The sequence below is a fragment of the Streptococcus toyakuensis genome (assembly GCF_024346585.1).
Lineage (GTDB): Bacteria > Bacillota > Bacilli > Lactobacillales > Streptococcaceae > Streptococcus > Streptococcus toyakuensis.
Genome location: NZ_AP024523.1, coordinates 1151254 through 1171785, shown reverse-complemented (window position 1 = coordinate 1171785; position 20532 = coordinate 1151254). Strand labels below are relative to the sequence as shown.

Here is a 20532-nt window from a genome sequence, read left to right as displayed (position 1 = left end):
AGAGAGGAGAACTGATGTCTCAAGTAAGAGGATTGTGTGTTATGGATGTTGATGGAACCTTAATCCTAGAAGAAGTGATTGATTTTTTGGGAAGAGAGGTAGGTCGTGAGGAAGAAATTTCGCAGATTACAAGTCGGGCAATGAGAGGAGAGTTGAACTTTGAAAGTAGTTTAAGAAAAAGAGTTTCCTTCTTGGAAGGTCTTCCTATTTCGGTTTTTGATAAAGTCTTCAACACTATTCATCTAACGCCAAATGCCCAGAAATTTATCTCTATTCTCCAAAAGAACGACATCCTAGTTGGTCTGGTGTCCGGTGGATTTACACCAATAGTTGATCGATTAGCAAAATCACTTGGCATTGCCCATTTCTCTGCCAACCAACTCGAAGTCAAAGATGGTCTTTTAACTGGAAAATTGATTGGACAAATTATAAGTCCTGAGGTCAAAAAAGAGACTCTGGAAAAATGGAGAGATAAACTAAAACTTCCTAAAGAAAGAACGATTGCAATCGGTGACGGGGCTAATGACTTATTAATGTTGAAGTCAGCAGGACTAGGAATCGCCTTTTGTGCCAAAGAAGTGCTCAAAAAAGAAATACCGAATTATGTTGATAAGAGAGATTTTTTAGAAGTTCTTCCTTTGATTGACTGGTTAGAATGGGGTAAAATATGAAGATTGTAATTGCACCAGATTCATTTAAGGAAAGCTTGACCGCTGAAGAGGTGGCTGAAGCTATTAAAAGAGGCTTCCAACAATCAATAGCAGATGTAGACTGTCTTCTCTGCCCTATTGGTGATGGGGGAGAAGGTACCGTTGATGCTATTAGACATTCTATTGACTTTGAAGAAAAATGGATCCAAGTTACAGGACCTTTTGGACCAAAAGAAGCCATGCGCTATTTTCAAAAAGGGGAACTGGCACTATTTGAAGTAGCTGACTTGGTTGGTCTTGGAAAGATTCCGATAGAGAAACGAAATCCACTGCAAATCCAAACTCGTGGTATCGGAGAGTTGATTCGCCATCTCATTGCTAAAGGGATTAAAGATATCTATATCGGTGTTGGTGGCACGGCCAGTAATGATGGAGGACTGGGGATTGCTGCTGGTTTAGGTTATCAATTTTATGATAAGAATGGAAATGTCTTGCCCTCTTGTGGTCAATCCTTATTGAACTTAGCTTCTATGTCAACAGAAAATCGCTATGAAATTCCTGAAGATGTGCAAATTCGTATTTTAGCAGATGTCGTGAGTCCCTTATGTGGTCCTCAAGGTGCGACCTATATTTTTGGCAAACAAAAAGGCCTAGATCCTACTATGTTTGAGGCCGTAGATCAGGCGATCCAAGATTTTTATGAAAAAGTTTCACCTGCAACATTAGAAATTAAAGGAACAGGAGCTGGTGGGGGCATTGCTGCCGGTTTGTGTGCCTTTGCTCAGGCAAGAATCGTATCTGGAATAGATACCTGCTTGGATCTAATCAACTTTGATAAGAAAGTTGCAGATGCTGACTTGGTAGTTGTAGGAGAAGGAAGGCTAGATCGTCAAAGTTTAGCAGGTAAAGCGCCGATAGGCGTAGCAAAAAGAACCCCTGTCGGAGTTCCTGTCATTGCTATTTGTGGTAGTATTGCTGAGGATTTACCTTCCCTACCATTTGAGAATATCCAAGCTGCCTTTTCTATTTTGGAGAAAAGTGAACCTCTAGAAGATAGTTTGAAAAATGCCAGTCTCTATTTGGAGCACACGGCTGCCAATATAGGGAATTTATTAAATATGCGCAAGATTTAGCCAAACCATTTCTTCCATAAGGATGTTTTGGCTGGTTCTTCCTTTTTAACTTCCCAAAGTTTTGGAAAAGCAAGTCGAAGATCCTTTTCTTCTACTTGTACTGGTGCATTGCTATGGATAATCAGGCCAAAAGGAGAAGAAGTATGCTCTTCAGATACAATGGTAGCTTGACTATCAGTTTCTTTTGCTTCTTTTAAGTAGAAAACTTGTTTGTCAAATTCGATAGTTGGTGAAATCTTCACAAATAGTGGCTCGGCTTTTTCCTGAAGGTTTTCTAAAATGGATAAAAAGCCTTTTTCTAACTGAGGACTATTTGCTGTGTCAATATCTGCATATCCAAGAACTCTTTCCTCAAAAGTGCCAAGATAGCGTCTTTGCTCATCCGGATTAATTTTTGGCCCACCGTGAGCTTTTTCAAGTAATTGTTTTGATAAATCTGTCATGAAAACAGTATATCATAAAAGTTAGAATAAAACAGACAAAAGAAAGCGATTACTTTATAAAGTTAAGGAAAATTTGCACAAAGATAACGTTTTTTCTTGAAAAAGGAGGGGTTTTAAGGTATTATAGAGGTGTAAAAAATTTAACTCATAAGGAGAGTAAAAAATGTCAATTATTACTGATGTTTACGCTCGCGAAGTCCTAGACTCACGCGGTAACCCAACACTTGAAGTAGAAGTTTACACTGAATCAGGTGCTTTCGGACGTGGTATGGTTCCATCAGGAGCTTCTACTGGTGAACACGAAGCAGTTGAACTTCGCGACGGTGACAAATCTCGTTACGGTGGTCTTGGTACACAAAAAGCTGTTGACAACGTAAACAACATCATTGCTGAAGCTATCATTGGCTACGATGTACGTGATCAACAAGCTATCGACCGTGCTATGATCGCTCTTGACGGTACTCCTAACAAAGGTAAATTGGGTGCAAACGCAATCCTTGGTGTGTCTATCGCTGTAGCTCGTGCTGCTGCTGACTATCTTGAAATCCCACTTTACAGCTACCTTGGTGGATTCAACACTAAAGTTCTTCCAACTCCAATGATGAACATCATCAACGGTGGTTCTCACTCTGACGCTCCAATCGCTTTCCAAGAGTTCATGATCTTGCCAGTTGGTGCGCCAACATTTAAAGAAGCTCTTCGTTACGGTGCTGAAATCTTCCACGCTCTTAAGAAAATCCTTAAATCACGTGGTTTGGAAACTGCCGTAGGTGACGAAGGTGGATTCGCTCCTCGTTTCGAAGGAACTGAAGACGGTGTTGAAACTATCCTTGCTGCGATCGAAGCTGCTGGATATGTTCCTGGTAAAGACGTATTTATCGGATTTGACTGTGCTTCATCAGAATTCTACGATAAAGAACGTAAAGTTTACGACTACACTAAATTTGAAGGTGAAGGCGCTGCTGTTCGTACATCTGCAGAACAAATCGATTACCTTGAAGAATTGGTTAACAAATACCCAATCATCACTATCGAAGATGGTATGGATGAAAACGACTGGGATGGTTGGAAAGCTCTTACTGAACGTCTTGGTAAGAAAGTACAACTTGTTGGTGACGACTTCTTCGTAACAAACACTGACTACCTTGCACGTGGTATCCAAGAAGGTGCTGCTAACTCAATCCTTATCAAAGTTAACCAAATCGGTACTCTTACTGAAACTTTTGAAGCTATCGAAATGGCTAAAGAAGCTGGTTACACTGCCGTTGTATCACACCGTTCAGGTGAAACTGAAGATTCAACAATCGCTGACATCGCAGTTGCAACTAACGCAGGACAAATCAAGACTGGTTCACTTTCACGTACAGACCGTATCGCTAAATACAACCAATTGCTTCGCATCGAAGACCAACTTGGTGAAGTAGCTGAATACCGTGGATTGAAATCATTCTACAACCTTAAAAAATAAAATAGTTCAGTGAACTATTTTATCCCGAACCTTGAAATTCAAAAGTTCGGCCGTTGATTTAACAACGTTTCTAGCCCCTCGGATTTTATCCGAAGGGCTATTTTTGTATTTAGGGGGCAAAAAAGGGGCAAAACATTTCAAGACATCTCATTTACCAATAAATACGATTCAGCTAATATAATTGAAAATGATGGAAAAAAGGGTGAATTTATGATATACTTTAATGTAGGACCTTTTTAGAAATTTTGAAGGAGCACAAAAAATTTAGAATGAGAAAAATTGTTATCAATGGTGGATTACCCTTGCAAGGTGAAATCACTATTAGCGGTGCTAAAAATAGCGTTGTGGCCTTAATTCCAGCTATTATTTTGGCTGATGATGTGGTGACTTTGGATTGTGTTCCAGATATTTCCGATGTTGCTAGTCTTGTCGAAATCATGGAGTTAATGGGTGCTACCGTTAAGCGTTATGACGATGTGTTAGAGATTGATCCACGAGGTGTTCAAAATATTCCAATGCCTTATGGGAAAATCAACAGTCTTCGTGCATCTTATTATTTTTATGGAAGTCTTTTAGGTCGCTTTGGTGAAGCCACTGTTGGTTTACCTGGTGGATGTGATTTGGGACCTCGCCCTATTGACTTACACCTTAAGGCTTTTGAAGCTATGGGAGCAACTGTTAGCTACGAGGGAGATAACATGAAGTTATCTGCCAAAGATACAGGACTTCACGGCGCAAGTATCTACATGGATACGGTTAGTGTGGGTGCGACGATTAATACGATGATTGCTGCGGTTAAAGCAAATGGTCGTACTATTATTGAAAATGCAGCCCGTGAACCTGAGATTATTGACGTTGCTACTCTATTGAATAATATGGGTGCCCACATCCGTGGGGCAGGAACTAATATCATCATTATTGATGGTGTTGAAAGATTACATGGAACGCGTCATCAGGTGATTCCAGACCGCATTGAAGCTGGAACATATATATCTTTAGCTGCTGCAGTTGGTAAAGGAATTCGTATCAATAATGTTCTTTACGAACACCTGGAAGGATTTATTGCTAAGTTGGAAGAAATGGGAGTGAGAATGACTGTATCTGAAGACAGCATTTTTGTCGAGGAACAGTCTAATTTGAAAGCAATCAATATTAAGACAGCTCCTTACCCAGGCTTTGCAACTGATTTGCAACAACCGCTTACCCCACTTTTACTAAGAGCGAATGGTCGTGGTACAATTGTTGATACGATTTACGAAAAACGTGTAAATCATGTTTTTGAATTAGCTAAAATGGACGCAGATATATCAACAACAAATGGTCATATTTTGTACACGGGTGGACGTAATTTGCGTGGGGCCAGTGTTAAAGCGACTGACCTACGAGCTGGTGCTGCACTAGTCATTGCTGGGCTCATGGCTCAAGGTAAAACTGAAATTACAAATATAGAGTTTATCTTACGTGGTTATTCTGATATTATTGAAAAATTACGTAATCTAGGAGCGGATATTACACTTGTTGAGGATTAAACCGTAGAGGTGTTTATGAATATTTGGACCAAATTAGCAATGTTTTCTTTTTTTGAAACGGATCGCTTGTATTTGCGTCCTTTCTTTTTTAGTGATAGCCAGGATTTTTATGAGATAGCTTCGAATCCAGAAAATCTTCAATTTATTTTTCCAAGTCAAGCTAGTCTGGAAGAGAGTCAATATGCACTGGCCAATTATTTTATGAAATCTCCATTAGGAGTATGGGCTATTTGTGACAAGAAAACTGAAAAAATGATTGGTTCTGTTAAGTTTGAAAAGTTAGATGAAATTAAAAAAGAAGCAGAACTTGGCTATTTTTTGAGAAAAGATGCTTGGTCGCAAGGATTTATGACAGAGGTTGTTAGAAAAATTTGTCAACTTTCTTTTGAAGAATTTGGCTTAAAACAATTATCCATCATTACCCACCTTGAAAATGAAGCTAGTCAACGGATTGCCCTTAAGTCTGGATTTCGATTGATTCGTCAGTTTAAAGGAAGTGATCGCTACACAAGAAAAATGCGGGATTATTTTGAATTTCGGTATGTAAAAGGAGAATTCAATGAGTAAGCATCAGGAAATTCTAAGCTATTTGGAGGAATTACCTGTCGGTAAAAGGGTCAGTGTTCGTAGCATTTCCAATCATCTGGGAGTCAGTGATGGAACGGCTTATCGGGCTATTAAAGAAGCTGAAAATCGTGGAATTGTAGAGACTCGCCCAAGAAGTGGTACTATCCGTGTTAAATCTCAGAAAGTTGCTATAGAGAGATTAACTTTTGCTGAAATTGCAGAAGTGACTTCTTCTGAGGTTCTGGCTGGGCAAGAAGGTTTAGAGAGAGAATTCAGTAAGTTTTCAATTGGTGCCATGACTGAACAAAATATCTTGTCTTACCTTCACGATGGGGGGCTCTTGATTGTCGGAGACCGAACCCGTATTCAGTTGCTAGCCTTGGAAAATGAAAATGCAGTCCTGGTTACAGGTGGATTTCAGGTTCATGATGATGTGCTTAAACTGGCCAATCAAAAAGGAATTCCTGTTTTAAGAAGCAAACATGACACTTTCACTGTCGCGACCATGATCAATAAAGCCCTGTCAAATGTACAAATCAAAACAGATATTTTGACAGTTGAGAAACTTTATCGCCCAAGTCATGAGTATGGTTTTCTGAGAGAAACCGACACAGTCAAAGATTATTTGGATTTGGTTCGTAAGAATCGTAGCAGTCGTTTTCCAGTTATCAATCAACATCAGGTTGTTGTTGGTGTTGTAACCATGAGAGACGCAGGTGATAAGTCACCAAGTACCACAATTGACAAGGTCATGTCTCGTAGTCTATTTTTAGTTGGATTATCGACAAATATTGCCAATGTGAGTCAACGGATGATTGCTGAAGACTTTGAAATGGTACCGGTTGTTCGAAATAATCAAACATTGCTTGGGGTTGTAACCAGACGAGATGTCATGGAGAAGATGAGTCGTTCCCAAGTTTCTGCTCTACCTACTTTTTCTGAGCAGATTGGTCAAAAACTTTCTTATCACCATGATGAAGTAGTGATTACAGTGGAACCCTTTATGCTAGAGAAGAACGGTGTTTTGGCTAATGGTGTATTGGCAGAAATTCTGACCCACATGACTCAAGATTTTGTTGTGAATAGTGGTCGAAATCTCATTATTGAGCAGATGCTAATCTATTTTTTGCAAGCGGTTCAGATAGATGATAGATTGCGCATTCAAGCACGCATTATCCATCATACGAGACGGTCAGCTATTATTGACTACGATATTTATCATGGTCATCAGATTGTTTCAAAGGCAAATGTGACTGTTAAAATTAATTAGAAACTAGGAGAAAAAATGATAACATTAAAATCAGCTCGTGAAATCGAAGCTATGGATAAGGCCGGTGATTTTCTAGCAAGTATTCATATCGGCTTGCGTGATTTGATTAAGCCAGGCGTAGATATGTGGGAAGTTGAAGAATACGTTCGCCGTCGTTGTAAAGAAGAAAATTTCCTTCCGCTTCAGATTGGAGTTGACGGTGCTATGATGGACTATCCTTATGCTACCTGCTGCTCTTTAAACGATGAAGTAGCTCACGCTTTCCCTCGTCACTATATTTTGAAAGATGGTGATTTGCTCAAGGTTGATATGGTTTTGGGAGGCCCAATTGCTAAATCTGACCTGAATGTCTCAAAATTAAACTTCAACAATGTGGATCAAATGAAGAAATACACTCAGAGCTATTCTGGTGGTCTAGCAGACTCTTGTTGGGCTTATGCTGTCGGTACACCGTCCGAAGAAGTGAAAAACTTGATGGATGTAACTAAAGAAGCCATGTACAAGGGGATTGAGCAGGCTGTTGTTGGAAACCGTATCGGTGATATTGGAGCAGCGATTCAAGAATACGCTGAAAGTCGTGGATACGGTGTAGTGCGTGATTTGGTTGGTCATGGTGTTGGCCCAACCATGCACGAAGATCCAATGGTTCCTAACTATGGTATTGCAGGTCGAGGACTCCGTCTTCGTGAAGGAATGGTCTTGACTATTGAACCAATGATCAATACAGGTGACTGGGAAATTGATACAGATATGAAAACTGGTTGGGCGCATAAGACCATTGACGGTGGTCTATCTTGTCAATATGAACACCAATTTGTCATTACAAAAGATGGACCTGTTATCTTGACTAGTCAAGGTGAAGAAGGAACTTATTAATAAAAAGTGAAAAGACTGCTGGAAGTTCATTTCTAAAGAATTCAGTAGATCTTTTCATATTAAATAAACGCATTGTATCAAGTTTTTAAGTGCCTGATATAATGCGTTTTTCTGGCTTTAAAATTCTTACCTCAATATATTGTACTTTATCATCATTTCAAAAAAATGAACTTTCTACAATGTTAAACTTCAGGTAAAAATTATGTTTCAGATTTTCTGTTACAGAAATAGATATCATTATGAAATAATTATTTTATATTTACTACTATTTCTATAAAAACCACAAAGATATTGGCAAACTATCTGATAAAGAATTATTTCGTGTTACCAACAAGGCTACGAGGAAGGATTTGTTGCCTATCGTGGTTATGATGTTTAATGAATCTTTAAAGATTGCTTTAGAGCCTTATCATTCGGAATTGTTTTTGCATATTTTGAACTCTGCTGAACGTGAAAGAAAGTTAAAACGAGAGGGTGTAGAGGAATTATATCTTCTTGATTTTAGTAGTCAATTCGATACTATCACGACAGAAGATTTTAAAGGATTACTTTGATGGAGAAATTATCATTGTTTCACGTTATTATTGTAGATTCTAAAAGAAATCAATTCAGTACATTACCTCTTTTTATTCTTTTTCAAAGGTGAATCCTTCTCCAAGGATTTCATGGGCTTCTGTAATGGTTATAAAGGCTTGAGGATCGATTCGATGAATCATTTCCTTCATTTTCACAATTTCATTTCTTCCGACAATACAGTAAATGATTTTTAAATCTTCTCGACTATAATAACCTTGACCTGAGATGAAAGTAACGCCTCTTCCTAGGTCATCATTAATCGCCTTAGCAAGTTGGTCAGGACGTTTTGTGATAATCATAAATCCTTTACCTGCATAGCCACCTTCGCCAATCAAATCAATGACACGAGAAACGATAAAATCAAATAAGAGCGTGTAGGAAACCAATCTCAAGTCCTTGAAGATTAGGAGAATGAGCATGAGAATACAAAAATCTAAGATAAAGAGCAGTTTCCCCATAGATATATGAGTGTATTTGTTGAGAATACGAGCTAGAATATCAGTTCCGCCAGTTGTACCTCCAGCATTAAAGATAATTCCAAGACCGATTCCCAATAGAATCCCAGCTATAAGGGCTGTGATCAGTAAATCACCTTGAAGATCAATATGAAGGGGAATACGTTCAAAAAAGGCTAACCAGGCGGACAAAGCTAAGGTTCCTAGTAAACTAGAATAGAGAGATTTTGCTCCAAAAATCTTCCAAGCTAGGAGGAAAAGGGGAATATTAATCAGCAGGTTCATGAGAGAAACAGGGATTTTAAAAAGATAAAAGGTGATGAGGGTAATACCCGTCGCCCCTCCTTCAAAGAGATGATGGGGAACTACAAAATAAGTTAGCCCAAAAGCATAAATAGCAGCACCTAGTAAGATGGTTAAAATGGGATAAATTTTTTTAATCATAGGGACCTCTTTTCTTATAAGTAGATTATATCAAATTTTTAAGGAAAATTTGATTGACTCCATTAGGATTTTTAATCTTTTTTTGATATAATTAAAAGTAAGAAAACCAATCTGAATCCTAAAATAGAAAGATTGATACTATGACAAAAATTAAAATTGTAACCGATTCATCTGTTACTATTGAACCTGAACTAGTAAAACAATTAGATATCACTGTTGTTCCGTTATCTGTAATGATTGATAATGTTGTTTATTCTGATGCGGATTTGAAAGAAGAAGGTAAATTTCTTCAGTTGATGCAAGAAAGTAAGAATCTTCCGAAAACAAGTCAGCCACCTGTAGGTGTCTTTGCTGAAGTTTTTGAAGAACTATGCAAGGATGGTAGCCAGATTCTTGCTATTCATATGTCTCATGCCCTTTCTGGTACTGTAGAAGCGGCACGTCAAGGTGCTAGCTTATCTACTGCCGATGTGACAGTTATTGATAGTTCCTTCACTGACCAAGCCCTGAAATTCCAAGTTGTTGAGGCTGCGAAGTTAGCACAAGAAGGCAAAGATATGGAGGAAATTTTAACTCGCATAGAAGAGGTAAAAAACCACACAGAACTCTATATTGGTGTTTCTACTTTGGAAAATCTTGTCAAAGGTGGACGAATTGGCCGTGTAACTGGATTGTTGAGCTCCCTTCTCAATATACGTGTTGTCATGCAGATGAAAGACCATGAATTGCAGCCAATCGTTAAAGGTCGTGGAGCTAAAACTTTTAAAAAATGGTTAGATGAGTTGATAACGTCGCTCTCTGAACGTTCTGTAGCAGAGATTGGAATTTCATATTCTGGCAGTGCTGATTGGGCCAAAGAGATGAAAGAAAGCTTACAAGCTTATGTTGAAAAGCCAATTTCAGTTTTGGAAACGGGCTCTATTATTCAAACTCACACGGGTGAGAACGCTTGGGCTATTTTAGTACGTTACTACTCTTAAAAAAATAAATAAAATGGGAAGAAATAGCGTTTTTAACTTGACCTAAAAGGGATTTTAGGATATGATTATAATTGTTAATTAGAAATTAAATTGGAGGAATCATTAACATGGCAAACAAACAAGATTTGATCGCTAAAGTAGCAGAAGCTACAGAATTGACTAAGAAAGACTCAGCAGCAGCAGTTGAAGCTGTATTCTCAGCAGTAGCTGACTACCTTGCAGCTGGTGAAAAAGTTCAATTGATCGGTTTTGGTAACTTTGAAGTTCGTGAGCGTGCTGCACGTAAAGGTCGCAACCCACAAACTGGTAAAGAAATCACAATTGCTGCTTCTAAAGTACCAGCATTCAAAGCTGGTAAAGCTCTTAAAGACGCTGTTAAATAATTGGCGTTCAAAAAGCCTGTCATATCAAGCACTTGAGCTTGTGTGACAGGCTTTTCTTTTGCTTTTGGGGCATTTTTGGGGCATAGACTAATACTTTTCCATGACATCTGCTACCGTTGATTTCATTTGTTTTGTGATGTGAGTATATATTTGAGTGGTTGTTTTTGCATCGGAGTGCCCCACACGATCCATAATAGCTTTAAGAGGTACATTGTTTTCAGCAAGTCGACTTACCAGCGTGTGACGGAATATGTGGCTAGTAAGGTTTTTCTGGATTGGTGTTTCAAGTCTTTCATTAGCTTTCTTTAGAGCTAGATTAAAAGAGTTTGTTTGCAAAGGAACTCCATTTTTTGTGGTGAAAATGAAGCCCATATCTTTATAGCGAGGATTGGTATTCTTCTCCAGTTCATTCATGAACTCCATCTCTTCTAATATCTCTTTTTCACGGGTGGTCATGACGGTTTCACGATAGGATGCTAGTGTTTTTGGTGAAGTTTTTTCACCTTTTTGATATCCATTCGTGTGGTCGTAGGTTCCGTGAAGCTGCAGGGTGTTAGATTCATAATCAACATTATGAGGCTCTATCCCCACAGCTTCTCCAATACGACAACCATTCAGGCTCATGAATTCAGAGAGTAGTCCGATTCGATAGGTGCTTGGCCTACGATACAACTCTTTAAGCAGTAGTTTGATTTCATCTTCTTCAAGATATTTCTGTCCTACCTTTTTCCAATCTTCTAATGTCTTTTGAACTCTTGGAAGCTTAGCTCTCCTAGCTGGATTATCCTTAATAATGCCAAGGTCTATTGCATAATCAAAAGCAAGATTTAGCATGGACTTATTTCGCTCTTTTTTATTCCTTGAGCAATCGAGTTTATCTAGGTATGATTGAACATATTTTGGATCAATTTTAGAAACTTTGATACCAATTCCGAAGTCATCTTTTATCTCTTTGATATTTCCGCTTAATGAAGCGATAGAAGAACGTTTAATCTCTTGTTTATAGAATGACCACCACTGGTCGAAAAGTTCCGTAAAAAGCATTTCTGAGCTTTCTAGTTCACTCAGAATATTTGCTATCTTTATTTCAAGTTGTTTCTGAGCTTCTTTTCTGATGCGAGGAGTATCTTTTTCCATGAGAACTGAAACTCTAGACCATTTTTCGGTGTAAGGATTTTTATATCTCTCAAAAAAATTTACTTTTCCGCTTTTATGTTGTTCTACCCACATTGATTTTCACCTCATTTCTTGATAAAATAGGTATAGTAAAGCAGGCTTTTTAATGCCGTTTACTATACAGGATATCCTCACACTCAAAGATGGCCGTCGGAGAGCGTGGGGATTTTTAGTTTTTAAAAAGGGAAGTAACAGTTAAGTTACTTCCCCTGGAGCGCAAAGGCTCAAAGTCTAAAATTATGAGGGCTTGCCTCTAAGTAACTTAATTATATCATGAAAATAAATTTATTCCAATCCGATGCCGACTTTAGCAGTCAATAAATAAGCACCACTTTCTTGTTTGCTAAATGTCAAAGTAACGCTTCGGATTTTTGTTCCTGCTGAAGAATATGAAACTGTTCTACTTTCATGATCATTGACAGTAGTAGTGTTTATATTATTTGGTTCTCCATGAACGCTAACAATATCGTCGTAGTTAGTTCCACCAGCTCCATAATTCATGATGTCGCCCATCTGAAGAGCGTCAAACTGTTCTTTTGTCCAGTTAAATTTAGCATCCTCTTCTTTTTGTGATGATTCGATAGAAGAACTTACTGAGCTAACAGTTTCTTCAACGTTTTTAGCAGCGTTATTCAAAGCACGGGCATACATCAATTGCGTAGCGATAACAATAACCATTGATACGACTGCTAAGACTGTACCGATGATAGCCAACATTTTTGGCCTTTTTCTGTTGATAGCTAGACCTATCAAGCCCAATATAAGCGCTAAGATAGCAATAACAAAAGATAGATTGTTAATAATAGGCATCCAAGACCCAAATAGAGCAATCGCTCCAAAAATAATAGCCAAAATACCTAAAACTTTGCGTTCTTCATTCATAATGAAACCTCTCTCAGCTTTTAATGTGGATCAGTTATTGCACATTTTTTTATTTCCGTTTTACGTAACTATTTCCAAAATAGGAATAGATGTTAAATAAAAAATTAAAAGCCCAACTCATAAGAGCAGGGCTAGAATTGTCCTCTTGGGACAGTATCATCTATTTTGTCGTCAAGCGACCTTATGATTCTATTCTAACCCTAATTTTAAGAAAAGTCAATTTTTTATTTAATATAAATCTAGCCCAAGAACTTCTTTTATCTTGTCTAGTAGTTTTTTATGGTCGTTTGTATCTAGTTTGTAAGCTGGTTTATAGACTTTATCATATAACTCTTTTCCTGTTGCATCTAGCATCACTTGTCCATCGCTATCAATCTTTTTCTTTGTTTTATAGACGATTTTCCGTTTGTCTATTTCTTGGATTTTTCGGACATAAGCATAGGCTTTTGGCTTGGAAGGAGTGTTTTGATATTTATTATTTTCAATCGTGATACCACCACGATATTTCTTTCCTGATTTTTTACCAGTTAAAGGCGCTACTAGTAGTGTTCCATCGGCTTTGTCAGGAGTTGTTAAGATGATAGCGTAGTGTTTTCCGTAAAATTCATTCCCACCTTTTTGTGGGAAGTTGATTAGATAAACTTCGCCTTGTTGAAATTTCATATAATGCTCCAGATAATAAAATAAGGTGTACCTCTTAGAAGTACACCAGACAGTTTTGTCCTTGACGAACAAGGCTTTATAAGTAAGTATCGTATCCTTGACGAACAAGGCTTTTGACATTATTAGTGTACTTCTTTTTTAAAATTTTGTCAAGTGGTTGTTTCCAAAATGGAAAACAGCTGGTTCTATTCCCCTCTATACACCCCGACAACTGCATAGATCTTGATGTGTGTGTCTTCGGCTGGTGGGAAGTCTAGGATGATGTCCTCGTACTTGTCATTGAGCGATACGAGGCGTAAGCGTCCGTTTTCGGTATATATCTTCTTAAAGTAAGAACGGTCTCCGTATGCGATAACTGCTAGGTCTCCACTATAGGTAGTCAGTCCTTTGTCTACTAAATAGAGAATGTCTCCGTCTTGGTAGTCAGGTTGCATGGAGTCTCCGCTAACTTTAGTCGCAATATCGTAGCGTGGTGGTCGCTCGTCAACCTCTATAGTCTCTCTGTCTGTATCGTCGTATCCGAATCCATAGTTGAATCCACAAGCTGCTGCCGTCTCAGATACAACCTCAACTTGGTACAAGTCGATAACTTTCTCCGATACTTCGTTTACCTTCGTTTTATCTTCGTTTTTTTGCTCATCTAGTTGCCTTTCGGCAAAAGTCAGGACTTTGCCTTGTCTAGGCGGTGCTAGTTGGTCGTAGATGGATTGGATTGGGGAAGTGGTAGGAGTAATTTCAATAGATGGATCTTCACTTGCAAACCTCGGGTCTAAAGTCGATTTCAATACTCCAAAATAATCAGCTATCTTTTGTACATTTCCAGGTATAGGCAAAGAAGTTCCTTTTACATAGCCTGTTAAAGTACTAGCAGGTATACCTGTCGCTCTGGACAATTCAACTTGCTTACAATTTCTATCCGACAAAATCGCATTAAGGTTTGCGGAAAAGACTTTCATATCCTCTTTATCTTGAGGAGTTAACTTTCCTCGTCCTCTGGCCATTCTTTTTTCTCCTTTTGTCTTTTACTATATAATAACGTTTATTTTCGTATTTGTAAATAAAAAATTCGAAAAAAATACGAAAAAATTCTAAAAAAGTATTGACGTACGATTTAATTCGTAGTATAATATAATCAAGCTTAAGGAAATAACAAAAACAAACCGGAGGGAAACACCATGAACACATTAAACGAGAAAGCAATCAACATCTTTAAAGCAGTAGCTAAGGAAACTTTAATCCAAGGTACTTACGAGGAAAACTTCCTCTACAGCCAACTTGAAACATTCTGTACTAACTGCCGTCAATTCGCTTTTGGATGGACAGAGTTAGCAGAGGAGATTGAACGCCAAGAGCGTTACCTTCTTGATGCTGGTTTCACTCAAGAGGAAATCGATGACATTCGTTTTGATGCAGCATTTGCAGGAATGCTTGATAAAATGAATGTAGCCTGATTGGTATCACCAAGGTTCGAATCCTTGGCAGGTTGTTGCTCTAAGAGCAAAATAAAACAGGAGGTAAGGCAAATGATGGAACACATCATAAAAAGCCTAGCAACCAAGGACACTGCAACCGTCATCTTGGCACTAGGCTTAGTCAGAGAAGCACGTTTGTGGCACAAACAAATCTTAGAACACAAACGTAAGCTTCAAAACAAAAAGTAGAGAAAGGGGCAGAAGCCCCAACCTCTACTTGATAGTGTACCATCATTTGCCGTGAAAAGCAATGGATGAAAATGTTGGTTTGATAATCCTAGCAGGATTTGTGATTGTATCTTTCACTATCCGTCAGATAGTGAAGTACCGATGTGATAAAAAAGATAAGGAGTAGAAAAATGAACGAATTAGAAACTCTAAAGGAAGAGATAGAAAAAAATGTAGCCATGGTAAATTACCTCAAAGGCTACATTAAGGGATTAGAAGAAAGGTTAGTTCGTCTAGAGCAAGCTAATTAGTATTATTAGGAGAAAATACGTTAGGGTATTTATTCTGCAACTCAAAGAATTTCTCTAGTTTTTCAGGATTTTGGAAGGCCATCATGATAATATCTTCTTGAGTTGTAGAATGATTAGTCTTTGAAATATTTTTCACTTCATGTGACAATTTTTCGACAGCGTCATAAATATTGTTAATTGTAGATGTTAATTGCGAGAATTCTTGAGTTGTAACGTAGTCTTTTTCATCATTATTTTTATTTTTCAATGTTGAAAAATCTAAAGTTTCCTCGGTTTTTTGAATTCGTTCAATAGTTTTTTGAACAGAATCAAGCATATTTGTACCGCTGGCATTTTTTAAATCATACTGAATGATATTGATTGTCCGAATATCAAATGGAATATCTTCATCGGTTTGTTGTCTTAAAAATATAGTTGGTAAATCTAAGGCTTTACGATAGCCAAGTTCCAAAAAGACATTTGGATTATTTCCTGTTATATCAACAATAGCTAGGTCTGAATCTGATAAAGCCTTAAATATTTTTTCATCTATTTTATCAGAATGATATAATTCATCAGCTCTTGTCACATCATACTTATCAGATAATGCTGGTTTAATAATGTGTTTTAAAACACTATCTGAATGATTCCTGATTTCTGATTTTTCTTGACCAATAGCGGAAACTACAAAACAAGTTTTTTTAGACATGAGATTTCTCCAATCGTTTTATTTTGATTATACCACATTTGAAAGCGAGTTAGAATTGGAAGATAAGATCATTGAACTTGCTGATTACTTCATCAGCGAGAACACAACGTACAGAGAAGCAAAAATAGCGTGTGAGAAGCTATTTAGACAAGTCAGCCATGAGATTGAACTCAGGGCGCTGGAAAGTAAAATAAGGGGGAACGATAATGGAACAGCCACATGTTAATGTTGATATTTCTGGTATGGAAAAATTAGCAGAAGTAACTCAAACAGCAGCAGAAGGAATACAAGAATTGATTGCACTAAGAAAAGAATGCGAATTTTTGAGGAAAATGTTGATTGATGAACGGAAGTTCTTTATTGAGACAATGAAGTACCATTTTATTCAAGAGTATCGTTCAACAATTGCTAGCAATCGAGAGCATAAAAAAGAGTTGCAGGAAGCAACTCAGTCAAATTAGCCGTTATGTTCGGTTGGCATGCAAAAGTAGCAACCGTCAAACTGCTTGTAGGGTTCGGTTTGCCTAGCATATTCCATGGCTTGAAAATTGTAGTCGAATTTTCCTAGATACGTGGAATGAATTGTATCAGGTAGATACTTACAAGAAAGTTTATGTACTTCGTGATTATTGTTAGTATCAACGCGATCGTTATACCAATAATGAGTCATAACATTACCTCCTTTCTATTGGAATTTTGACTAAAACGTGAGAGGTCTTAGTCAAGATATATTATAAACCAAACATATTTGATTGTCAACATATTGTATAAGAAAGGATCTGATGTGATTGAAAAACACAACATATGGTATTTCTGATGTGGAATAAAATTGAAAAACAATTAAAAATAAAAGGCTGGTCGATGTACAGATTGGCCAAAGAATCAAATGTCCATCCATCTAATTTTTCTAACCTAAAGGCTGGAAGGATGAAAGAGATGTCATGGACGAATATGTGCAAAATTGCTGATGCACTGGAAGTCAGCTTGGATGAATTTAGATAAGGGGGTGAGTGCGTGCAGGAAATGACGCTACGAGCAATAAGAACAAATTACAATTTATCTGCAAAAGAGGTTGCTGATAAGCTACAAATCCATCAACAAACATTGTTGAAATATGAGCATGACAGTTCTAAAATTCCAGTTGATTTATTAGACAAGCTAGCTCGTTTATACAACGTTAAAAAAGATTTTATTTTTTTAGGTAAAAAATACGAATTAAATCATAGTTTAGGAGAGATATGAATGACCAATACTTTACAGAGATAGACATGGATAATCACGAGAGATATTTTAAAATTCCGTATCGGCTAATAGAAGATGATTATTTCTCAGGATTAGATCCGCTAGCTGTTATGATTTATGGTATTTTAATCGATCGTGTTTCATTATCTCAAAAAAACAAACAACACTTTACTGACAAAGATGGACATTTGTATGTTATAGCTACCAATGCTGAAATATGTAATTGGATTAAAAAAAGCGAACCAGTAGTAATTAAATTAAAAAGAGAACTGATAGAACATGGTTTGTTGAAAGAGAGAAGGCAAGGTGTTAGGCTAGCAAATTTACTGTATCCTCAGAAATTAAGGGCTAAAGAAACTTTAGTTCAAGAACTTAAAAATGTTAAGGGGATAACTAAAGAAACTTTAGTTCAAGAACTTAAAAATGTTAAGTCTAACCAACCTAATAATATCCAACCTGATATAACCAACCTTACTGAACCAGAGGATGCTGGTGGTAATAATCTATATAGTATGGAGGACGCCCCAGCAGAAAATGATTTGGGAATTGTCTATAACTGGATTTTTTCAGAGTTTGGAAGATACCCAACACCGTTTGAGATTGAAGATTTGAATTACTTCTTACAAGACCATAGTAAAGAGGTTATCAAGTTAGCAATCAAGGAATGTGTGGGCAATGGGAAACCTTACTTCAAATATCTTGAAAGCATCTTGAGAGATTGGAAGCAGAAAGGTCTAGTGACTGTTGAGTTAGTCGAGAATAGGCAGAAGCCTAAGAAACAACCTACTTATTCTGGTGGCGCTAGGGCAGTGCGTCAGGAATATCATGGCGAGTTGCCATTCTAGGAGGGGATAAGATGCAGAGATTAGGATTTGAACCGCTCCATTATGTGAATGAGAAAGAGATTTGCCAAAAGCATTCCTGCTTCATGTGGACGTTTAAAGAACCAGTTCGGGCTACTAATCGAAAAGAACCGTATCAGCCTACATTTTGCCCTGAGTGCAAGCGTGAAGATATGGAACGAGAACAACTGCAAATGGTCGGACAGGCTTATATCTCGTCTATCTTGAGTAACACGTTTGAAGTATTAGCTAGAAATAGCTTAATGCCAAGCGATATGAAGGACGCTAGTTTCAGCACGTTCACTGTATCGAATGAGACAGACGAACATGCTAAAAACTTTGCTCTAAGAGTAGCAAGGCATTACTTCAAAGATGGGCGAGGGAATGCAGTGATTGTTGGACAAGCTGGCAGAGGTAAGACTCATTTAGCTATTGCGATTGCTAAGAAGTTGAATATAGACTTCAAGGCTAACAATAATCCCAAGAGTGTACTGTTTATGAATGTCCCTTCTATGTTTCAAAAAATCCAGAGTGGATTTAATAAAAAGGACGCTCGGACAACTGATGAATGGCTTGACCTACTAAAAAAAGTCGACTACTTGATACTAGACGACTTTGGGAAAGGTGATCAGTCACAGTGGAAGCAGGACTTTCTCTATAACTTGCTTGATTCAAGGGATAAGACGATTGTCACAACTAATTTAATTGGCAAGGACATGGTTAAGATATTTGATGCAAGTCTAGTTAGTCGAGTAGCCAAAGGTGCGAAAGAAATGACTTTCAAATATCCTGACAGTGCAGAAGATAGGAGGACATTACCATTTTGATGAAACAACAAACAAGACAAGAACAAATAGAGGATTTTGAAGAAAAACATTACGGATTGTCTAGCTTGCTGAAAGAGCGATTGCTGATTACAAGCGACTACCAGTTTACAAGAAAGATGAATGAACTACGAACCTTTGCCAGAAATGGCGGGATTTATACGAGTTGAAACAAAAAAGCACCTGACGGCAATCAGGCGCATACTAAAAAAACTAACTAAATTATAACACGAAAGAGAGGAAATTGCCATGCCTAAAACAGAAATTACTTATAAGCCAGTTGATGTGGACGAAAAAGCCACGCATGGTGATTACAAACATCTTTGTCAGAGGTGGGAAGGGTTGACTCCGGGGACTGCAAAAGTATGGGCAGGTGAAATGCGTGAGCATCCTGACTTTAAGCAGTTCATCGATAACCCGACGCATAAGATTGTATTTATCGATTACGAAGGATTTCGCATGTTCGTCAAATGGAAAAGTCGTAATCGCTATCGTACGAAGAAAGAAACTTTAGCTGAAATGCTTGAGAATATGAAAAAAGAAAAAATGTTAGGAGTATAAAAATGTTTGAACCACCATTAGTTAGCCAGCTTTTAGGAACTGGCGCAGTGATTTTAGGATTTATCATCGCAGGGTTTATAGCTCATCAGTTGGATAAGCAGGAAGAGGAGAAAATCCGCCAGAAGGAAGAAGAGAGACGAGAAGAGCAAGAATTTGCGTCTATGATTATCCAAGGGTACAACCAAGCATACGAACGTGGTAGAGAGGCACAGCGTCAAGAAATCCGCAAGAATGTCCGTCGGGAGTTCAAGGGCTTCACATACGACAATGAACCGCCTGTAGGATTGCGTCCTGAGCCACTAGCCTTGCCAGAACCACGAAGAGCACGCCATGCAAAGTATTTGGGATAGAGCAAAGGAGACGCTAATGACTAGAATTGAACTTGAAAACCGTGTGTGGCTTTTGGCCAATCATGAAGAAAAAAACGAATTACTGGATCTTGGGCTAACGTCCAAGGCCGGATATGTGAAACGAGTTCTGGAACTTGGAAAGGTGTATGCTCATGTTTGATTATGACAGAGATATGATTCAACCGCCTGAAGAACATGAAGAGCTTGACCCAAGCCAGTACATCTATGTTGGATGTGGGCAGTATCGATACGTGGGTGATGAAATATGATCCAGGAGCTACACGAAGAAATCGACAACTGGCGAGCTGAATATATGCATCTTGGAATTGAGCTCGGAGAAATTATCAACAACCAACAAAATATTATTTTGAAATTACAAAACGAAAATAGACGTATAAAACGTGAAAATTGGAATTTGAAGAAGACGAAAGGAAGAAGAAAATGAGTTACGAACAAATATCAGAATCAACATACTATCAAAATATGAGCTATTGGAATCAAGTTGCACAAAATTATAGAGCGTTAGGTGGTCTAGGAATTTGTGACGATGAAACAGGCGAAGAGCTTTACACAGTATAA

29 protein-coding genes and 1 pseudogene are annotated in these 20532 nt (G+C 37.9%); 23 read left to right on the top strand and 7 right to left on the bottom strand.

Annotated features, from left to right (window positions below):
* Nucleotides 1-14: 14 nt before the first annotated feature.
* Together serB and STYK_RS06075 are read left to right on the top strand one after the other, a co-directional pair.
* Nucleotides 15-671 carry a phosphoserine phosphatase SerB gene (serB, locus tag STYK_RS06080; protein WP_153199067.1) on the top strand — a complete coding sequence of 219 codons (657 nt, stop codon included), beginning with the start codon at nucleotides 15-17 and terminating at the stop codon, nucleotides 669-671.
* Nucleotides 668-1783 (top strand): glycerate kinase, encoded by a 1116-nt coding sequence (locus STYK_RS06075; protein WP_153199068.1) that lies wholly within the window; start codon nucleotides 668-670, stop codon nucleotides 1781-1783. The genes serB and STYK_RS06075 overlap by 4 nt, the downstream gene beginning before the upstream one ends.
* On the opposite strand, the gene STYK_RS06070 is transcribed toward STYK_RS06075, so the two are convergent.
* Complete coding sequence (locus STYK_RS06070; RefSeq protein WP_033681759.1) at nucleotides 1780-2226, bottom strand: YueI family protein; 447 nt, start codon at nucleotides 2224-2226, stop codon at nucleotides 1780-1782. The genes STYK_RS06075 and STYK_RS06070 overlap by 4 nt on opposite strands.
* Nucleotides 2227-2389: 163 nt before the next feature.
* Between STYK_RS06070 and eno the strand changes: the two genes are divergently transcribed.
* From eno to STYK_RS06040, 6 genes and pseudogenes are all read left to right on the top strand, one after another.
* A complete protein-coding gene (eno, locus tag STYK_RS06065; protein ID WP_000022813.1) occupies nucleotides 2390-3694 on the top strand; it encodes a surface-displayed alpha-enolase in 1305 nt (434 codons plus the stop codon).
* A gap of 269 nt (nucleotides 3695-3963) precedes the next feature.
* Nucleotides 3964-5223: a UDP-N-acetylglucosamine 1-carboxyvinyltransferase gene (locus STYK_RS06060; RefSeq protein ID WP_261804706.1), complete on the top strand. Its 1260-nt coding sequence runs from the start codon at nucleotides 3964-3966 to the stop codon at nucleotides 5221-5223.
* Nucleotides 5224-5238: 15 nt separating this feature from the next.
* Entirely contained in the window at nucleotides 5239-5790 is a 552-nt protein-coding gene (locus STYK_RS06055; protein WP_261804705.1) for a GNAT family N-acetyltransferase, read from the top strand.
* Entirely contained in the window at nucleotides 5783-7060 is a 1278-nt protein-coding gene (gene spxR, locus STYK_RS06050) for a CBS-HotDog domain-containing transcription factor SpxR (protein ID WP_261804704.1), read from the top strand. Before STYK_RS06055 ends, spxR begins: the two co-directional genes overlap by 8 nt.
* Before the next feature lie 15 nt (nucleotides 7061-7075).
* Nucleotides 7076-7936 carry a methionyl aminopeptidase gene (locus STYK_RS06045; RefSeq protein WP_261804703.1) on the top strand — a complete coding sequence of 287 codons (861 nt, stop codon included), beginning with the start codon at nucleotides 7076-7078 and terminating at the stop codon, nucleotides 7934-7936.
* A 257-nt stretch (nucleotides 7937-8193) separates the two neighbouring features.
* A pseudogene (locus STYK_RS06040) lies at nucleotides 8194-8475 on the top strand (nucleotidyl transferase family protein); the annotation flags it as partial.
* 87 nt (nucleotides 8476-8562) lie between these two features.
* On the opposite strand, the gene STYK_RS06035 reads toward STYK_RS06040, so the two are convergent.
* A complete protein-coding gene (locus STYK_RS06035; RefSeq protein WP_261049670.1) occupies nucleotides 8563-9411 on the bottom strand; it encodes a YitT family protein in 849 nt (282 codons plus the stop codon).
* Between the two features lie 140 nt (nucleotides 9412-9551).
* Here STYK_RS06035 and STYK_RS06030 point away from each other — a divergent pair, with 140 nt between their 5' ends.
* Complete coding sequence (locus STYK_RS06030) at nucleotides 9552-10391, top strand: DegV family protein (RefSeq protein WP_060628263.1); 840 nt, start codon at nucleotides 9552-9554, stop codon at nucleotides 10389-10391.
* Between the two features lie 107 nt (nucleotides 10392-10498).
* Nucleotides 10499-10774 (top strand): HU family DNA-binding protein, encoded by a 276-nt coding sequence (locus STYK_RS06025; protein WP_001284642.1) that lies wholly within the window; start codon nucleotides 10499-10501, stop codon nucleotides 10772-10774.
* An 87-nt stretch (nucleotides 10775-10861) separates the two neighbouring features.
* Here the strand turns inward: STYK_RS06025 and STYK_RS06020 are convergent, their stop codons facing one another.
* From STYK_RS06020 to STYK_RS06005, 4 genes are all read right to left on the bottom strand, one after another.
* The gene (locus tag STYK_RS06020) at nucleotides 10862-12004 is read right to left on the bottom strand and encodes a tyrosine-type recombinase/integrase (protein WP_261804702.1); all 1143 of its coding nucleotides are present in this window, start codon (nucleotides 12002-12004) and stop codon (nucleotides 10862-10864) included.
* Nucleotides 12005-12235: 231 nt separating this feature from the next.
* Nucleotides 12236-12832, bottom strand: coding sequence for a CD20-like domain-containing protein (locus STYK_RS06015; RefSeq protein ID WP_173229721.1), 597 nt, complete (start codon nucleotides 12830-12832; stop codon nucleotides 12236-12238).
* A gap of 228 nt (nucleotides 12833-13060) precedes the next feature.
* Nucleotides 13061-13495, bottom strand: a complete 435-nt coding sequence (locus STYK_RS06010; RefSeq protein WP_173229719.1) for a type II toxin-antitoxin system PemK/MazF family toxin — start codon at nucleotides 13493-13495, stop codon at nucleotides 13061-13063.
* Nucleotides 13496-13680: 185 nt separating this feature from the next.
* The gene (locus tag STYK_RS06005; protein WP_390625123.1) at nucleotides 13681-14496 is read right to left on the bottom strand and encodes a S24 family peptidase; all 816 of its coding nucleotides are present in this window, start codon (nucleotides 14494-14496) and stop codon (nucleotides 13681-13683) included.
* Between the two features lie 174 nt (nucleotides 14497-14670).
* Here STYK_RS06005 and STYK_RS06000 point away from each other — a divergent pair, with 174 nt between their 5' ends.
* Both STYK_RS06000 and STYK_RS05995 read left to right on the top strand, forming a co-directional pair.
* Nucleotides 14671-14946 (top strand): hypothetical protein, encoded by a 276-nt coding sequence (locus STYK_RS06000; protein WP_001094379.1) that lies wholly within the window; start codon nucleotides 14671-14673, stop codon nucleotides 14944-14946.
* Between the two features lie 72 nt (nucleotides 14947-15018).
* The gene (locus STYK_RS05995) at nucleotides 15019-15156 is read left to right on the top strand and encodes a hypothetical protein (protein ID WP_153192915.1); all 138 of its coding nucleotides are present in this window, start codon (nucleotides 15019-15021) and stop codon (nucleotides 15154-15156) included.
* 282 nt (nucleotides 15157-15438) lie between these two features.
* Here STYK_RS05995 and STYK_RS05990 read toward each other — a convergent pair whose 3' ends face one another.
* Nucleotides 15439-16134: a hypothetical protein gene (locus STYK_RS05990; protein ID WP_173278584.1), complete on the bottom strand. Its 696-nt coding sequence runs from the start codon at nucleotides 16132-16134 to the stop codon at nucleotides 15439-15441.
* 206 nt (nucleotides 16135-16340) lie between these two features.
* Between STYK_RS05990 and STYK_RS05985 the strand changes: the two genes are divergently transcribed.
* The 11 genes from STYK_RS05985 to STYK_RS05935 all read left to right on the top strand — a co-directional run bounded on the left by STYK_RS05985 (nucleotide 16341) and on the right by STYK_RS05935 (nucleotide 20532).
* Nucleotides 16341-16595 (top strand): hypothetical protein, encoded by a 255-nt coding sequence (locus STYK_RS05985; RefSeq protein WP_173212783.1) that lies wholly within the window; start codon nucleotides 16341-16343, stop codon nucleotides 16593-16595.
* Nucleotides 16596-16950: 355 nt separating this feature from the next.
* Nucleotides 16951-17136: a helix-turn-helix domain-containing protein gene (locus STYK_RS05980; RefSeq protein WP_173212781.1), complete on the top strand. Its 186-nt coding sequence runs from the start codon at nucleotides 16951-16953 to the stop codon at nucleotides 17134-17136.
* A 12-nt stretch (nucleotides 17137-17148) separates the two neighbouring features.
* Nucleotides 17149-17376 carry a helix-turn-helix domain-containing protein gene (locus STYK_RS05975; protein ID WP_261804701.1) on the top strand — a complete coding sequence of 76 codons (228 nt, stop codon included), beginning with the start codon at nucleotides 17149-17151 and terminating at the stop codon, nucleotides 17374-17376.
* On the top strand, nucleotides 17373-18221 hold the full coding sequence (locus STYK_RS05970; RefSeq protein WP_261804700.1) for a DnaD domain protein: 849 nt from the start codon (nucleotides 17373-17375) through the stop codon (nucleotides 18219-18221). Before STYK_RS05975 ends, STYK_RS05970 begins: the two co-directional genes overlap by 4 nt.
* A gap of 11 nt (nucleotides 18222-18232) precedes the next feature.
* Nucleotides 18233-19045, top strand: coding sequence for an ATP-binding protein (locus STYK_RS05965; RefSeq protein WP_261804699.1), 813 nt, complete (start codon nucleotides 18233-18235; stop codon nucleotides 19043-19045).
* A complete protein-coding gene (locus STYK_RS05960) occupies nucleotides 19045-19212 on the top strand; it encodes a hypothetical protein (protein WP_261804698.1) in 168 nt (55 codons plus the stop codon). The genes STYK_RS05965 and STYK_RS05960 overlap by 1 nt, the downstream gene beginning before the upstream one ends.
* A gap of 79 nt (nucleotides 19213-19291) precedes the next feature.
* Nucleotides 19292-19603: an excisionase gene (locus tag STYK_RS05955; protein WP_261804697.1), complete on the top strand. Its 312-nt coding sequence runs from the start codon at nucleotides 19292-19294 to the stop codon at nucleotides 19601-19603.
* Between the two features lie 2 nt (nucleotides 19604-19605).
* A complete protein-coding gene (locus tag STYK_RS05950; protein WP_261804696.1) occupies nucleotides 19606-19953 on the top strand; it encodes a hypothetical protein in 348 nt (115 codons plus the stop codon).
* A gap of 16 nt (nucleotides 19954-19969) precedes the next feature.
* Nucleotides 19970-20113 carry a hypothetical protein gene (locus STYK_RS05945; protein ID WP_173212775.1) on the top strand — a complete coding sequence of 48 codons (144 nt, stop codon included), beginning with the start codon at nucleotides 19970-19972 and terminating at the stop codon, nucleotides 20111-20113.
* A 105-nt stretch (nucleotides 20114-20218) separates the two neighbouring features.
* Complete coding sequence (locus STYK_RS05940) at nucleotides 20219-20398, top strand: hypothetical protein (protein WP_261804695.1); 180 nt, start codon at nucleotides 20219-20221, stop codon at nucleotides 20396-20398.
* The gene (locus STYK_RS05935) at nucleotides 20395-20532 is read left to right on the top strand and encodes a hypothetical protein (RefSeq protein WP_261804694.1); all 138 of its coding nucleotides are present in this window, start codon (nucleotides 20395-20397) and stop codon (nucleotides 20530-20532) included. The genes STYK_RS05940 and STYK_RS05935 overlap by 4 nt, the downstream gene beginning before the upstream one ends.

What these genes read in the sequence shown, in the direction of transcription:
- STYK_RS06025 (WP_001284642.1), top strand. Translation starts at nt 10,499, where the DNA reads ATGGCAAACAAACAAGATTTGATCGCTAAAGTAGCAGAAGCTACAGAA.
- spxR (WP_261804704.1), top strand. Translation starts at nt 5,783, where the DNA reads ATGAGTAAGCATCAGGAAATTCTAAGCTATTTGGAGGAATTACCTGTC.
- STYK_RS05970 (WP_261804700.1), top strand. Translation starts at nt 17,373, where the DNA reads ATGAATGACCAATACTTTACAGAGATAGACATGGATAATCACGAGAGA.
- STYK_RS05945 (WP_173212775.1), top strand. Translation starts at nt 19,970, where the DNA reads ATGACTAGAATTGAACTTGAAAACCGTGTGTGGCTTTTGGCCAATCAT.
- STYK_RS05985 (WP_173212783.1), top strand. Translation starts at nt 16,341, where the DNA reads ATGGAACAGCCACATGTTAATGTTGATATTTCTGGTATGGAAAAATTA.
- STYK_RS05940 (WP_261804695.1), top strand. Translation starts at nt 20,219, where the DNA reads ATGATCCAGGAGCTACACGAAGAAATCGACAACTGGCGAGCTGAATAT.
- STYK_RS05960 (WP_261804698.1), top strand. Translation starts at nt 19,045, where the DNA reads ATGAAACAACAAACAAGACAAGAACAAATAGAGGATTTTGAAGAAAAA.
- STYK_RS06030 (WP_060628263.1), top strand. Translation starts at nt 9,552, where the DNA reads ATGACAAAAATTAAAATTGTAACCGATTCATCTGTTACTATTGAACCT.
- STYK_RS05980 (WP_173212781.1), top strand. Translation starts at nt 16,951, where the DNA reads ATGTGGAATAAAATTGAAAAACAATTAAAAATAAAAGGCTGGTCGATG.
- eno (WP_000022813.1), top strand. Translation starts at nt 2,390, where the DNA reads ATGTCAATTATTACTGATGTTTACGCTCGCGAAGTCCTAGACTCACGC.
- STYK_RS06010 (WP_173229719.1), bottom strand. Translation starts at nt 13,495, where the DNA reads ATGAAATTTCAACAAGGCGAAGTTTATCTAATCAACTTCCCACAAAAA.
- STYK_RS06055 (WP_261804705.1), top strand. Translation starts at nt 5,239, where the DNA reads ATGAATATTTGGACCAAATTAGCAATGTTTTCTTTTTTTGAAACGGAT.
- STYK_RS06005 (WP_390625123.1), bottom strand. Translation starts at nt 14,496, where the DNA reads ATGGCCAGAGGACGAGGAAAGTTAACTCCTCAAGATAAAGAGGATATG.
- STYK_RS05935 (WP_261804694.1), top strand. Translation starts at nt 20,395, where the DNA reads ATGAGTTACGAACAAATATCAGAATCAACATACTATCAAAATATGAGC.
- STYK_RS05955 (WP_261804697.1), top strand. Translation starts at nt 19,292, where the DNA reads ATGCCTAAAACAGAAATTACTTATAAGCCAGTTGATGTGGACGAAAAA.
- STYK_RS05995 (WP_153192915.1), top strand. Translation starts at nt 15,019, where the DNA reads ATGATGGAACACATCATAAAAAGCCTAGCAACCAAGGACACTGCAACC.
- STYK_RS05990 (WP_173278584.1), bottom strand. Translation starts at nt 16,134, where the DNA reads ATGTCTAAAAAAACTTGTTTTGTAGTTTCCGCTATTGGTCAAGAAAAA.
- STYK_RS06020 (WP_261804702.1), bottom strand. Translation starts at nt 12,004, where the DNA reads ATGTGGGTAGAACAACATAAAAGCGGAAAAGTAAATTTTTTTGAGAGA.
- STYK_RS06070 (WP_033681759.1), bottom strand. Translation starts at nt 2,226, where the DNA reads ATGACAGATTTATCAAAACAATTACTTGAAAAAGCTCACGGTGGGCCA.
- STYK_RS06045 (WP_261804703.1), top strand. Translation starts at nt 7,076, where the DNA reads ATGATAACATTAAAATCAGCTCGTGAAATCGAAGCTATGGATAAGGCC.
- STYK_RS06000 (WP_001094379.1), top strand. Translation starts at nt 14,671, where the DNA reads ATGAACACATTAAACGAGAAAGCAATCAACATCTTTAAAGCAGTAGCT.
- STYK_RS05950 (WP_261804696.1), top strand. Translation starts at nt 19,606, where the DNA reads ATGTTTGAACCACCATTAGTTAGCCAGCTTTTAGGAACTGGCGCAGTG.
- STYK_RS06015 (WP_173229721.1), bottom strand. Translation starts at nt 12,832, where the DNA reads ATGAATGAAGAACGCAAAGTTTTAGGTATTTTGGCTATTATTTTTGGA.
- STYK_RS06035 (WP_261049670.1), bottom strand. Translation starts at nt 9,411, where the DNA reads ATGATTAAAAAAATTTATCCCATTTTAACCATCTTACTAGGTGCTGCT.
- STYK_RS06060 (WP_261804706.1), top strand. Translation starts at nt 3,964, where the DNA reads ATGAGAAAAATTGTTATCAATGGTGGATTACCCTTGCAAGGTGAAATC.
- STYK_RS06075 (WP_153199068.1), top strand. Translation starts at nt 668, where the DNA reads ATGAAGATTGTAATTGCACCAGATTCATTTAAGGAAAGCTTGACCGCT.
- serB (WP_153199067.1), top strand. Translation starts at nt 15, where the DNA reads ATGTCTCAAGTAAGAGGATTGTGTGTTATGGATGTTGATGGAACCTTA.
- STYK_RS05965 (WP_261804699.1), top strand. Translation starts at nt 18,233, where the DNA reads ATGCAGAGATTAGGATTTGAACCGCTCCATTATGTGAATGAGAAAGAG.